This is a genomic window from Shewanella fodinae (assembly GCF_014651955.1).
Classification (GTDB): Bacteria; Pseudomonadota; Gammaproteobacteria; order Enterobacterales; family Shewanellaceae; genus Shewanella; species Shewanella fodinae.
Genome location: NZ_BMXW01000017.1, coordinates 17,391 through 31,267 on the forward strand (window position 1 = coordinate 17,391; position 13,877 = coordinate 31,267).

Sequence of the window (13,877 nt, forward strand, 5' to 3'; positions counted from 1 at the left end):
GTTAGTTAACCACGGCTACTCATCTGTGTACCGTGGCCTTTTTCGCTTGTTCTAATTGACTGGCGGGTAACTTACCCGCCAGTTTCGCCAGTAAGACACTGGCCTGTTCTTGGGTTTTGGTATCATTGAACGTCTGGTTATAGAGCCAATGATAAGCCATCATGTAATCACGTGGGCTGCCATACCCTTCGCCAAATAACTTCACCAGCATCATTTGTGCGGGCAAATCACCATTAGCAGCCGCAGGATAAACATACTGCACTGCCCGCTGTTTATCTTTCATCAAAAACTTGCCTTGCGCATAGTATTCCGCAAGCCGAACCATTGCCTCGGCACTGCCCTGATCCGCAGCGGCCCGCAGTTGTTGGATACCACTAGCGGGATCGGCCTTGACGCAAACACCGTAATTAAGCATTTCTCCCCACAAATACTGATACAGTGGCTCTTTCAATACATCTGCATGTGCTTCAATATCCTGCACAATTTGGCAGTTATCGGCTTTTATCTGTTGCAGATAGGTATGGCTGCGGATCATTTTCAGCAATTGTGCCTGTGAGTAGATATCTACCGCTTTTTGCTCCGCCATCAAGGGCGCCGCTATCAGCAGGGATAACATCAGTATCAGTCGCAACATAAAGCTTTTCCGAGACAGTTAAAGACATAAGGATCATCGGCAGTATAACGCAATTCTGAAGGGATGCTGCAAGTTCATACATTGTAAAAAAGGCCGCTTAGGCGGCCTTTGGAGTAACTTATTCTTTAAACGGATTCACCAGAATCATCGTTTCGTTACGGTCTGGCCCGGTCGAGATAATATCTATCGGCGTTTCCAGTAATGCTTCTATCCGCTTGATATAGTCTATAGCGGCTTGTGGTAACTGCTCCAACGAGGTTGCCCCAAATGTGCTTTCACTCCAACCAGGTAAGGTCTCGTACACAGGTGTTACCTGCTCATAGCCCTCAGCTGCCAACGGAGTAACTTTGCTGACAGACCCATCTGGGAGTCGATAACCGACACAGATTTTGACCTCTTTTAGCCCATCCAGCACATCCAGTTTAGTCAGGCATAGACCACTTAGACTGTTAATCTGGATAGCACGGCGCATGGCCACTACATCTAACCAACCTGGGCGACGTCTACGTCCGGTTGTGGCACCAAATTCATGCCCTTTAATCGACAAGTGCTCACCAATGTCGCAAGTCAGCTCTGTCGGGAACGGACCACCGCCTACGCGAGTAGAATAAGCTTTGATAATACCCAGTACATAATCAATGTAACGCGGTCCCAAGCCACTACCTGTAGCAACGCCACCGGCGGTAGTGTTGGATGAAGTCACAAACGGATAAGTCCCGTGGTCAATATCCAGCATGGTGCCCTGAGCACCTTCAAACAGAATGGAATCGCCATTCTTACGGGCACTGTCGAGTAACTCGGCGACATCAACGCACATGCTCTTGAGATAATCAGCCAGCGCTAGCGAGTCTTCCAGAGTTTTCTCATAATCCACCGGCTCACACTTGTAATATTCAGTGAGGGTGAAATTATGGTATTCCATGACTTCTTTCAGCTTTTCAGCGAACTGCGTAGGATTGAACAGATCGCCCAAACGCAAACCGCGACGGGAGATCTTGTCTTCATATGCAGGGCCAATACCACGCCCGGTAGTACCGATGGCTTTATTGCCGCGCGCTTTCTCACGAGCGACGTCTAATGCACAGTGAAATGGCAGGATCAGCGGACATGCCTCGGACAACAACAGACGTTCTTCAACAGGAACGCCTTTATCCTTCAGCATTTTAATTTCTGTCATCAGCGCTTCTGGTGATAGCACCACACCATTAGCGATGACGCACTTGACGTTATCGCGGAGAATACCAGATGGGATCAGATGAAGAACGGTTTTTTCACCATCGATGACCAGTGTATGACCAGCGTTATGGCCACCCTGATACCGAACCACGTATTTTGCCTGTTCTGTCAGAAGGTCGACAATCTTACCTTTTCCCTCGTCACCCCATTGAGTGCCGAGAACGACTACGTTTTTGCCCATTGTTTGCTGCAAGGTTGCGGTTAAAGCAGGATTCTAACAGATTTTGACCGGTGAAGGGCAAGAGTTTACGAAAAAATAATCAGTATTGCTGCGCCAGCTAACACTAATGCGGCCCCGAGACGTTGCATGCTGCTTGCTGGCATTGAGGCTATCTGCTGCAGATATTGGCGCCAACGGTTAGGGAATAGAAGCGGCCCCAAACCTTCAAACAACAACACTATGCCCAATGCCGTTAACCAAAGATGCCATCCCATTATTTATGCCCTGAATTGTTTAACTATCGGTTCATTCTGCCATAAAAAAACCCGGCTGATGCCGGGTTTTTGCAAACATAAAAGCGATATTAACGCTTAGAGAACTGTGGTTTACGACGTGCTTTACGCAGACCCACTTTCTTACGTTCAACCTGACGAGCATCGCGGGTAACGAAACCAGCAGCACGCAGAGTAGGACGCAGAGTTTCATCCAGTTCCATCAGCGCACGGGTAATACCGTGACGGATAGCGCCAGCTTGACCAGTGATGCCACCGCCTTTAACGGTTACATACAGATCCAGTTTATCGATCATTTCAACCAATTCGAGTGGTTGACGAACTACCATGCGGGCAGTTTCACGACCGAAATAAACATCCAGAGGACGCTTGTTAACAACGATATTACCACTGCCTGCTTTGGCAAATACGCGGGCAGTTGAAGTTTTGCGACGGCCAGTGCCGTAGTACTGAGTTGCAGCCATTTGCTTAATCCCGTTTAGATATCAAGAACTTGAGGTTGTTGTGCAGCGTGGTTGTGCTCTGCGCCCGCGTAAACTTTCAGTTTACGGAACATGGCACGGCCCAATGGGCCTTTTGGCAGCATACCTTTAACCGCTTTCTCGATGATCATTTCTGGCTTATGAGCTTGCAGCTTATCAAAGCTGATCTGCTTGATGCCACCTGGGAAGCCGGAATGGGAGTAGTATGTCTTACCCAAAGCTTTGTTACCGGTAACGGTCACTTTCTCAGCGTTGATCACGATGACGTAATCACCGGTGTCTACGTGAGGAGTAAATTCAGGCTTGTGCTTACCACGGAGGCGCAAAGCGATTTCGGTGGCGATACGGCCCAAAGTCTTACCTTCGGCATCAACAACATACCAGTCGCGAGCTACAGTTTCTGGCTTGGCAGTAAAAGTCTTCATTATTACAAAAACCCAAAGTTAAATTCTGTCACATGTTGCCGCGGATGCAGACAACACTATATACCGTTCCATACCCCTTCGAGCATGTAGTTGGCTTTAACCGCCCAACAAAGGACGGAGTAACGTGGGCAGGCGCAGGATTATAGACAAAGCTGAACTAAAAATCATCTGCTTTTTGCAGCCAACCCAATATTTTTACCTAAAAAATTATGGCAGATGTTCCAACGCCAGATACTCTTTGGATTGCATTTCTATCAACCGGGAACGACAACGCCGAAATTCGAAGCTCAATTGTCCTTCAGTATAGATTTGCGACAGCGGTACTGCTGCCGAAATAATCAATTTTACCCGCCGCTCGTAAAACTCATCCACCAAAGCCAAAAAACGCCGGGGAATGTCATCTCCAGTCTGTAACAGGCCCATCTGTTCAACACCACTCAGTAGCACCGTATGGAACTGATGCGCCAGCGCCATATAATCTCGCTGACTCCGAGGACCATCACATAGCGCGCGAAAATCTGCAAACAATACGCCTTTATTGCGTCGCTGGATATTGATATGACGGCCATTGATTTCCAGCGGTGCGGTGATGATTTCCGTGCCATCGGTCAATTGGCGGAAGTAACTTTGCAGATTGCTTTCCGCTTTCTGATCCAATGGAAAGTGGTAAATTTCGGCCTGCTCTAGGGTGCGCAGACGATAGTCGATACCGGAATCCACATTCAGCACCTGACAATGCTGTTTAATCTGCGCAATTGCAGGCAAAAAGCGCGCCCGCTGCAAACCATTTTTATACAGATCGTCCGGAATAATATTCGAGGTCGTAACCAACACCACTCCCTTTTCAAAAAGGGCAGTAAACAAGGTGCCAAGTAGCATGGCATCGGTAATATCAGACACAAAAAATTCATCAAAACAGATGACCCGATATTGCTTTGCCATCCGCTCGGCAATCACCAATAAAGGATCACGAGTGCCCTTGAGCTCATTCAGCTGTTGATGGATGTTGGCCATAAAATGATGGAAATGTGACCGCAATTTTCGGCTATCTGGTAACGATTCGAAAAAAATATCCATCAGATAAGTCTTACCACGACCGACACCGCCCCATAGATATAGTCCCTGCACGGGTTGCGGTTTAGCGCGACCTATCCAATGCCGCCATCCACCTTTGGCAGGTTGTTGCAATAAATCATAGACTTGCTGCAAAGCTCTGACGGCACGTTCCTGAGCGGCGTCATAACTAAAATCGGCGCGTTCCAGATCCTGCTGATAATGTTCCCACGGAGTAATTTGTGACACTTGAAATCTTCTCGTTATGCCCTATGTGAAATATACGGCCTTTCAATAGAGGCCAAATGTTAACATGTGAAGCCAAAGCTGGTATAGACATGTCACAGGCGACAATTTTTAACACATTGTTTTTAATATTTTTTACTATATTTGAAAGCGATAAAACGTCGCTATAGATAATTAATCTTTGTTAATGACTCGAACTTTTCAAAATCCTGTTCAGTCGGATTAAGTACCGATAGCTCAATGAGCATTTAACATTTTCGCCGCCACCTGGCAGAACAGAACATCTGAATGAGTCCGGATGAGGAGCAATACATAGATGAAGACCAAGTTATCACTGATTTCCGCGGCCCTGTTAGGGGCTAGCCTGATGTTAAACCCTGTAGTGTCACAAGCTTCCATTCCACAGGCAGTAGACGGGCAGAATGTTCCTAGTCTTGCCCCAATGTTGGAAAAAGTGACACCAGCCGTAGTATCAGTTGCTGTATCGGGCACCCATGTGTCACGGCAGCGCGTACCCGATATTTTCCGCTACTTTTTTGGTCCTAATGCCCCTCAGGAGCAAGTGCAGGAACAGCCTTTCCGCGGACTGGGTTCGGGGGTAATTATTGATGCGGACAAAGGTTACATTGTCACCAATAACCATGTTGTCGATGGTGCCGATGAAATCAAAGTAGGTCTGCATGATGGCCGCGAAGTGACCGCCAAATTGTTGGGCACAGATAAAGAGTCAGATGTCGCGCTGTTGCAGATCAAGGCTGACAATCTGACCGCCATAAAAGCGGCAGACTCTGATTCTTTGCGGGTCGGTGATTTTGCCGTCGCCATTGGTAACCCTTTTGGTCTTGGGCAAACCGTGACATCAGGTATTGTCAGCGCCCTTGGTCGCAGCGGCCTAGGCATCGAGATGCTGGAAAACTTCATTCAAACCGATGCCGCCATTAACAGTGGTAACTCCGGTGGTGCATTGGTTAACCTCAAAGGCGAACTGATTGGCATCAACACCGCGATTGTTGGTCCAAACGGTGGCAACGTGGGTATTGGTTTTGCGATCCCAGCCAATATGGTACACAACCTAGTGAATCAAATTATCGAACATGGCGAAGTGCGCCGTGGGGTACTTGGGGTCATGGGACGTGATTTGGACAGCAAGCTTGCTGAAGGTTTTGGTCTGAAATCACAGCACGGTGGCTTTGTTAATGAAGTTGTTGCCGACAGTCCTGCCGCTAAAGCCGGCATCAAAGCGGGCGATGTTATTGTCAGTTTGGATGGACGTCCGGTGAAAACCTTCCAAGAATTGCGGGCCAAAATAGGCACCATGGGAGCAGGCACCAAAGTTGAGTTGGGGATTATCCGCGATGGTGATCAAAAAACCGTTAAGGTGACTTTGGGTGATGCGGGTGAGATGAAAGAAGCGTCAGCGGGTGATGTACATCCAATGCTGGCAGGAGCAACACTGGAAAATAGTGATAAAGGGGTTGCCATCACCGCAATTGCTCAAGGCTCTCCTGCTGCCATGAGTGGTCTGCAAAAAGATGATCTGATCATAGGGGTAAATCGCTCACGTATTGATAACCTGAAACAGCTAAAAGAAGCGCTCAAGGATCAAGAAGGTGGCGTAGCCCTGAAAATCCGTCGTGGTAACGGTCTGCTGTATCTAGTATTGCGCGGATAGTGTCATATCGATGACCAGGGAGCCGCAATAGCGGCTCCTTTTTTACAAACACATCCATTACTACATCTGCCATTTTTCAACGAGCGATGCCGTATAAAACATGCTAATCTAGCTCAACTTTTTTCACTCAACTCGAACACGGATAGCCACTAATAATGCTCAGATCCTCGCTGATTTACCTCGCGAAAGCCGTTGCCTTTGGCTTGGTAATGGCCGCCGTGTTTATTGTATTTACCCGCTTTGTTGCAGATCCCAATGGTGGTCTACTGCAATTTAACAGCGGTAACGAGTTATCATTTTCTTCTGCGGTACGCAAAGCTGCACCGGCAGTCGTCAATATCTACAGTCTCAGTATCAACCAAGAGCAACCGCTTAACTCTAGCAAACTGCAAGGGCTCGGCTCTGGGGTGATAATGAGTAAACAGGGCTACATAATCACTAATTATCATGTGATTAATAAAGCCGATGAAATTGTCGTAGCACTGCAAGATGGCCGTAAATTCAGTGCCGATGTGGTGGGACTTGATCCAGAAACTGACCTTGCGGTGCTTAAAATTGAGGGCGATAACCTACCGGTAGTACCAGTTAATCTGAAGCACGCTCCTCGGGTTGGTGATGTGGTGCTGGCGATTGGCAACCCCTACAACTTAGGGCAAACCATCACCCAAGGTATTATCAGTGCTACTGGGCGCAGCGGTTTGAGCAGTCGCTACTTAGATTTTCTGCAAACAGATGCTGCAATTAATGCCGGCAACTCGGGCGGTGCGCTGATCGATACTACAGGCAGTCTTATCGGCATTAATACTGCGGCCTATCAGTTGACCAATGATGATAAAGCCGGGCACGGTATCAACTTTGCCATCCCTATCGAACTGGCATACAAAGTGATGGGAAAACTGATCAAAGATGGTCGGGTAATTCGTGGGGCGTTAGGTATTTCCGGCGAGCCCGTAAATCAAGTGATAGCGCAAATCCTCAATCTGCCGGATTTGAAAGGCATATTTATTACCAGCCTAGACTCAGGCGGCCCCGCATTCCGCGCAGGACTGCGACCTCGTGACGTCATCATCAAATATCAGCATGAAGATGTTACCGGAGTGGATATGTTGATGGACCGCATTGCTGAAACCAAACCGGGAACCAAGGTAGACGTGCAGATTATCCGCGACGGTAAAACACTGGATATCCCAGTCGTGATGGGTGAAAAACCGGTACGCTACAACTGAGAAATTACCGTTAGCCGTCGCCGCCCATAACAAAACACCGGGATGAACCCGGTGTTTTTATATCTGTTTAGCAAGACTTAATGACGCCAGCTAGACTCTTCATCATTAAGATCTTCATCTTCTTCTATATCTTCGTCATCACCCATGAAGTAGGTGCCCCAGCCATCATAGTCAACCTTATGTTTGCTGGCTAACTGTAATAGTTGCTCGCAGGCTTTATCCAGCAATGCCACATCCAATGCGTGATAGGCAATAGCATCGAAGCAAAACAGCACACTACCATCATCTAGTTCCACTTCTTCGGCATCATTTACTTCAAAGCCCAATTTGAACGCATCGACAGCGGCTTTCTCCAGGCGATCAAAATCACTGGAAGAAAAATGATGCTCAATGGTGTATTCAGCATCGGCATCAGAACCATCGTTCAGCAGTGACTCTACAATATCGCGATTTTCCTGCTGCTGAGCCTGCAGTTGTTGTTGAACACTCATTTATTAATCTCCAGTTGAGGCATTAGCGCTGATTATACTTCAGGACGATGTGATGGCGCAGCCATCAGTTGCGCCGCTTCAAGGTTTAACTGTTCCAGTTTAGCGGCCATCTTTTGGTGGATTGCCGCAGCAAAGTCACGAAGCTGACTCGGTGCAACATTGTCAGTGGCGATGGGCTCAAGTAATTCAATAATCACCACTCCATTGTTACGTCGGTTAAGGCGGATATGACTCTGGCAAGACGCAATAATAGGTACCACAGGGACACCGGTTGCTATCGCTGTGTGGAATGCGCCCATTTTAAAGGGCAATAACCCTCGGCCTCGACTGCGTGTGCCTTCTGGGAAGACCCACAATGATAGCCTATTCTGTTTAATTTTACGGGCCACTTTACTCAACGTAGCAACCGCTCGAGAACGGTTGTTACGATCGATCAGAATGTTGCCTGACAACCAGTAAATAATACCGAACAAGGGGATCCACAACAGACTCTTTTTGCCCAGCGACACGGTTCCCGTAGGCACTACCTTTGATAAGGTAAACAGATCAAAATTATTTTGATGATTAGCGAGGAAAATACAGGGCTGACACTGATTGCGTGCAAGGTTACGGATGATCACCCGCAGCCCTAGCAAGGGGGTAACTGCGGCAAAACAACGCGCCAATACATAAACATTATCTTTATGCATGGGCCGCAACAGACACAATACAATACTAAAACAGAACAGCAATACCAGCAGTAACGCCAGTACTATGCTTCTGAACACTAACAGCACTATTTTGCTCCTCACAGGAAAGTGCGCCAGTATACCACTAACAACTCACAACGCACGGCGATAAGGAAAGCATAGTGTTAATTATTCAGCATCATCTAAATAATGATTGCGGCATTTGGTGATGGCAGCGTATGGTAAACGAAGATAAGTAAGTTCGGTTTATATCGTCCAGTTGGTGTTCCCGAGTAGCATTAAACAACGGTTATCAACGTTAAGTGGTGGTTAAGTTGATCTTAAGCCGCAAGCAATAGACTCAAAGACAACTTCAGTATGCAGAGGAATGGAATATGCTAGCTTTTATCCGCAATAACATAGGGATCATCCTATTCGCCATCTTGTTTTTTGGCGTAGTATTCGGTGGCATCTATTACGTGGAACACTCTCTGGAATCTCAGGAACGGGTTGTTAACTGATCAGCGGTATTTCTGGCGCTGCTCGCCGTCATCCTTTCTAGGTGGCCGCTCAATAACTTTCAGTTGATCCATCAGATGTGACATCAACAACGTGATCAATATCAGAATCGCCAGCGGGATCCCCAGATGACGAGTTTCCGGCCATAGCCAAAGCATCCCCCCGGACAAGAGCAGCAAGTAAAAACTCACCATTTTCACTTTTAGCAACCAGGGCGTGCGCCCTAGCCAAACCAGGCAATGTGGACACTGGATCTGCGCTGAAAAACCGCTGCCCCGCTGTTGGGTAATTGCTTCAACTTTTATGGCCTTGCCACAATTCGGACAGATCATCTGCTACTCTAAAATCAATAAAAAACGGCGCATTCTAACAGAAATGCGCCGTGATTGGTTAATTATGCCAAACACACATTAGTCATCATGTACCGGTCTGCGGGCAGGAAACAGTTTACGAACCAACACGAAAAACAGCGGTACGAGGAATATTGCCAACACCGTTGCGGTCAATGTGCCACCGACGATCCCGGTACCGATTGACATACGGCTAGCTGCGCCAGCGCCGGTTGACACTGCCAGTGGCAACGTACCGAAAATAAATGCCATGGATGTCATCAAAATTGGCCGTAGCCTGAGCTTAGCGCCTTCCATCGCGGCATCTAACGCCGTTTTGCCGCGCTCGTAAGCAGCTTCAGCAAATTCGACGATCAAAATGGCGTTTTTAGATGACAAACCTATCGTCGTCAGCAGCGCCACCTGAAAGTAGATATCATTTTCCAGTCCGCGCAACATGGCCGCTAGCGCCGCACCTATAACCCCTAACGGGATCACCATAATCACCGACAAAGGAACAGTCCAACTCTCATACAACGCAGCCAGACACAGAAATACCACCAGAATGGAGATGCTATAAAGCAAGGTAGACTGCCCACCGGAAAGTTGTTCCTGATAGGACAAACCACTCCAAGCATAGGTAGTAGCACCACTTGGCAGAGCTTCAGCCAGACGCACAATCTCATGCATCGCCTCACCGGAACTGATACCGTTAGCAGCCCCTTGAATTTCATAGGAGGCATAGCCATTAAAACGGTTGAGACTTTGTGGTCCAGCACCCCAAGTAACATCACTGAAGGCTGAAAACGGCGTCATCGCCACTTTGCCGTTGCTGTCAGTACCTCGCACATACCAGTAACGCAAGTCATCCGGCTGAGAGCGATAAGGCGCATCGCCCTGAACATACACCTTCTTCACTCGGTTTTTATCAATGAAGTCATTGATGTAACTACCGGCCCAAGCAGTACTGAGCGTATTATTAACGTCTGCTAGATTCAGCCCCAATGTAGCAGCCTTGGCGGAATCAATATGTACTTTCAGTTCTGGGGTATCGCTAAGACTGCCTTCACGGATAGATGACAGGAATGGATCCTGTCTGGCGGCTGTCAACAACGCCTCTTTATACTGAGTCAACTGTTCACGATCAGTTCCAACGGCCGCCAACAGCTGATAGGAAAAACCACTACTCCGCCCGAGGCCACGCACGGGTGATGGCGACATGGCAAAGACCCTGGCATCACGGATAGTCGCAAAATAACGGCTGGCACGCTCTGCAATAGCCTTAGCACTGTTGTGGGCACCAGGACGTTGATCCCAGTTTTTTAAGGCAATAAACGCCATGCCGGCATTCTGCCCACTACCACCGAAGCTAAAACCAGAAATGGTAAAAATAGTCTTGAGGTTAGCGTTTTCCTCAGTCATAAAATAGTGTTGGATCTGCTTAGCAACGGCGCGTGTACGTTTAACCGAAGCGCCGGTTGGCAGATTGTACTGCACCATCAGAATGCCCTGGTCCTCGTCCGGTAAAAAACCTCCCGGCAAATGTGACAAGATCCCCGCAAGTGCAGCAATGATAAGACCATAAACCATCATCCAGCGCAGCGGTCGCCGCAGAACTCGCGCGACACCGCCGCCGTAACTAGCACTGAGACGCTCAAAGTTGCGGTTGAACCAGATAAACAAGCCTCGCGGTTCACGTTCGTGATCCATAGGTTTCAGCAGACTGGCGCAGAGGGTTGGACTCAATGTCAAAGCAACCAGCACGGACAGGATCATTGATGACACGATGGTAATGGAAAACTGCCGATAAATGACCCCAGTAGAACCGCCAAAGAATGCCATCGGCAGAAACACCGCCGACAATACCACAGCAATCCCCACCAACGCTGAACTGATCTCATGCATCGACTTAATGGTAGCAGCACGCGGCGACATCTTCTCTTCACGCATCAGACGTTCAACGTTCTCAACCACGACAATGGCATCATCCACCAGCAGCCCAATCGACAGTACCATCCCAAACATTGTCAGGGTATTGATGGAATAACCAAATGCCTTCAGCACGCCAAAAGTGCCCAGTAACACCACAGGGACTGCAATGGCCGGGATCAATGTGGCACGCCAGTTCTGCAAGAAAATCCACATCACCAACACCACCAACAAGATGGCCTCAAACAGCGTCTTAACGACTTCCTTAATAGACTCTTGAATAAAATCCGTACTGTCTCGAGGATAGGCAACCTGATAACCCTCTGGGAAGGTACTGGCCATGCGGGCGATGGTACCTTTCACCAGATTGGAGGTGGTCAGTGCATTGGCGCCAGGTGCTAAGTTAATTGCCATGCCCGAAGCGGGATGACCATTAAGCCGCGGCTGGAAACTGTAGCTCTCGCTACCCAGTTCCACTCTGGCAACGTCCTTGAGTTTCACGTCGGCACCATTGTCGTTATGTTTAACAATGATCTCGCGAAACTGTTCTGGGGTTTGCAACATTGATTGCGCAGTCACTGTGGCATTGAGTTCCTGCCCATCAACCGTCGGCAGCTCGCCAATGCTCCCAGCCGCCACTTGGGCATTCTGAACCTTCAACGCGCTGGTAATATCGGCAGGAATTAACTCATAGGCAGCTAACTTGGCCGGATCTAGCCAGATCCGCATCGCATGCTGGGCACCAAACACTCGCACATCCCCTACCCCTTCAAGGCGAGCGATAGGATCCTGCATGTTGGATGCAAGAAAATCGGCAACATCATAAGAGCTAGCCTTATCGGTGGTGTCATATAAGGAAAACACCATCAGAAAGTCGGTTTGGGATTTAGTAACTGTGACCCCCTGCGACTGCACTGCCGTAGGCAAGCGCGAAGTCACCTGTTGCACCTTATTTTGCACCTGCACCTGGGCAGTATCTGGATCAGTGCCCTGCTCAAAGACCACCGAAATCTGCGCCCGACCAGAACTGGAAGATGAAGAGAAATACAGTAATCCATCAATCCCGGTGAGCTGTTGCTCCAACACCTGAGTAACGCTGTTTTCTACCGTCTGAGCATCAGCACCGGTGTAACTGGCAGAGATGTTAATCGTCGGAGGCGCTACGTCTGGGTATTGTGCAATGGGCAACGACACAATAGCAAAGACCCCTGTCAGCATGATGATGATGGCAATAACCCAGGCAAAGACCGGACGATCAATAAAAAAACGCGCCAGCATAATCAGCGTCCTTCCTTGCTAGTTTGCGCAAGTGCGACAACTTCGCTTTTAACGGTCTGACCAATCCTGACTTTATTTGCCCCTTCCACCACCAGCATATCACCAGCAGCTAACCCCGAAGATATTACCCACTGGTCACCTATGGCCTGCTCAGTGGTTACCATCTTCTTCGCTATCTTGCCATCCTTAGCTACCACCAAGGCATAGGCATGCCCTTGATTATCCCTTGAAATCCCCTGCTGTGGCACCTTGATGCCATGCTGATCAATAGCGACTTCCAGTTTAGCGCGGACAAACATTCCCGGCAGTAACACATCATCAGGATTAGCAAACTGTGCCCGTAACACCACCGAACCAGTAGAGCGATCGACCGAGACCTCACGGACTTTCAGTTGCCCCTTGTGTGGGTATGTGGAACCATCTTCAAGAATTAAACTGACATCGGCACTCCCCTTGACCACGCCGGCGCGGGACAGCATTTTACGCAGTTCCAACAAATCCTTACTGGATTCATTCAGGTCAACATTCATGGGGTCGAGTGTATTGATGGTGGTCAATGCCGAGCTCTGAGCGGCACTGACTAGAGCCCCGGGCGTAACATTCGAGATGCCGACATAACCGCTGATGGGTGCAGTAATTTGGGTACGTTGCAAATCAATTCGGGCACTTTTTAATGCCGCCTGATAGCCAGCGACTCGGGCATCGGCCTCCACAAAGGCCGCATGGGCATCTTCTGCATCTTGGTGAGAGATACTCTTATCCTGCAATAATGCCTGATAGCGCTGATCTTTCAGTCTGGCCGCTTCCAGCGTTGCCTGAGCGGTACGTAAATCAGCATCCGCTTTCGCATAAGTCGCTTCATAGGAGGCCGCATCTATCTGATAGAGTACATCCCCCGCCTTCACTTTAGCGCCTTCAGAAAATAGCCGCTGTTGGATAATCCCATTTACTTGCGGCCGGACTTCCGCACTCATAGACGCCACCGTTCGCCCTTGCAACATAATCGTTAGTGGCAGCACCTGCTGCGTTACCTTGACGACTCCGACTGTAGTTTCAATTTGTTCAGGTTTATGCTGTTCCTGGCAGGCGGTCAGTATGCCCGTCAGCAACAAGGCTGCGGACAGTAGTGTTATTGTTTTTATCATGAGATGAATTCTTGGAATACACAGATACAGCCAGCACGATAAAGCAAGTGTGTTTTATCGCCAAGCGCCGATGACAGGAAAAAACGTAAAT

Annotated in this window: 14 protein-coding genes; 3 read left to right on the forward strand and 11 right to left on the reverse strand. The window is 48.6% G+C overall.

The features are described 5' to 3' along the window. Positions 1-19: 19 nt before the first annotated feature. The 6 genes from IE064_RS14040 to zapE all read right to left on the reverse strand — a co-directional run bounded on the left by IE064_RS14040 (position 20) and on the right by zapE (position 4,532). Entirely contained in the window at positions 20-634 is a 615-nt protein-coding gene (locus tag IE064_RS14040; RefSeq protein ID WP_189618308.1) for a tetratricopeptide repeat protein, read from the reverse strand. Between the two features lie 118 nt (positions 635-752). Further along, positions 753-2,051 (reverse strand): adenylosuccinate synthase, encoded by a 1,299-nt coding sequence (locus IE064_RS14045; protein WP_189618309.1) that lies wholly within the window; start codon positions 2,049-2,051, stop codon positions 753-755. A 65-nt stretch (positions 2,052-2,116) separates the two neighbouring features. Further along, positions 2,117-2,305, reverse strand: a complete 189-nt coding sequence (locus tag IE064_RS14050; protein ID WP_189618310.1) for a DUF2065 domain-containing protein — start codon at positions 2,303-2,305, stop codon at positions 2,117-2,119. An 89-nt stretch (positions 2,306-2,394) separates the two neighbouring features. Further along, positions 2,395-2,787, reverse strand: coding sequence for a 30S ribosomal protein S9 (rpsI, locus tag IE064_RS14055; RefSeq protein ID WP_133037359.1), 393 nt, complete (start codon positions 2,785-2,787; stop codon positions 2,395-2,397). A 14-nt stretch (positions 2,788-2,801) separates the two neighbouring features. Next, complete coding sequence (gene rplM / locus IE064_RS14060; RefSeq protein ID WP_189618311.1) at positions 2,802-3,230, reverse strand: 50S ribosomal protein L13; 429 nt, start codon at positions 3,228-3,230, stop codon at positions 2,802-2,804. 207 nt (positions 3,231-3,437) lie between these two features. After that, positions 3,438-4,532 (reverse strand): cell division protein ZapE, encoded by a 1,095-nt coding sequence (gene zapE, locus IE064_RS14065; protein WP_189618312.1) that lies wholly within the window; start codon positions 4,530-4,532, stop codon positions 3,438-3,440. A 313-nt stretch (positions 4,533-4,845) separates the two neighbouring features. On the opposite strand from zapE, the gene degQ reads away from it, so the two are divergent. Together degQ and degS are read left to right on the forward strand one after the other, a co-directional pair. Beyond that, positions 4,846-6,201 carry a Do family serine endopeptidase DegQ gene (degQ, locus tag IE064_RS14070; RefSeq protein WP_189618313.1) on the forward strand — a complete coding sequence of 452 codons (1,356 nt, stop codon included), beginning with the start codon at positions 4,846-4,848 and terminating at the stop codon, positions 6,199-6,201. 152 nt (positions 6,202-6,353) lie between these two features. Then, a complete protein-coding gene (gene degS / locus IE064_RS14075; RefSeq protein WP_189618375.1) occupies positions 6,354-7,427 on the forward strand; it encodes an outer membrane-stress sensor serine endopeptidase DegS in 1,074 nt (357 codons plus the stop codon). 77 nt (positions 7,428-7,504) lie between these two features. On the opposite strand, the gene rraB is transcribed toward degS, so the two are convergent. After that, positions 7,505-7,918 (reverse strand): ribonuclease E inhibitor RraB, encoded by a 414-nt coding sequence (gene rraB, locus IE064_RS14080; protein WP_189618314.1) that lies wholly within the window; start codon positions 7,916-7,918, stop codon positions 7,505-7,507. Between the two features lie 32 nt (positions 7,919-7,950). Then, the gene (locus IE064_RS14085; protein ID WP_189618315.1) at positions 7,951-8,694 is read right to left on the reverse strand and encodes a 1-acylglycerol-3-phosphate O-acyltransferase; all 744 of its coding nucleotides are present in this window, start codon (positions 8,692-8,694) and stop codon (positions 7,951-7,953) included. Between the two features lie 287 nt (positions 8,695-8,981). Between IE064_RS14085 and IE064_RS18240 the strand changes: the two genes are divergently transcribed. Then, complete coding sequence (locus IE064_RS18240; protein WP_268244771.1) at positions 8,982-9,107, forward strand: hypothetical protein; 126 nt, start codon at positions 8,982-8,984, stop codon at positions 9,105-9,107. On the opposite strand, the gene IE064_RS14090 is transcribed toward IE064_RS18240, so the two are convergent. The 3 genes from IE064_RS14090 to IE064_RS14100 form a co-directional block, all read right to left on the reverse strand. Then, complete coding sequence (locus IE064_RS14090) at positions 9,108-9,437, reverse strand: hypothetical protein (protein WP_133037366.1); 330 nt, start codon at positions 9,435-9,437, stop codon at positions 9,108-9,110. Between the two features lie 78 nt (positions 9,438-9,515). Further along, positions 9,516-12,641, reverse strand: a complete 3,126-nt coding sequence (locus tag IE064_RS14095) for an efflux RND transporter permease subunit (protein ID WP_189618316.1) — start codon at positions 12,639-12,641, stop codon at positions 9,516-9,518. Between the two features lie 2 nt (positions 12,642-12,643). Further along, positions 12,644-13,786, reverse strand: a complete 1,143-nt coding sequence (locus IE064_RS14100) for an efflux RND transporter periplasmic adaptor subunit (protein WP_229800062.1) — start codon at positions 13,784-13,786, stop codon at positions 12,644-12,646. Between the last annotated feature and the right edge of the window lie 91 nt (positions 13,787-13,877).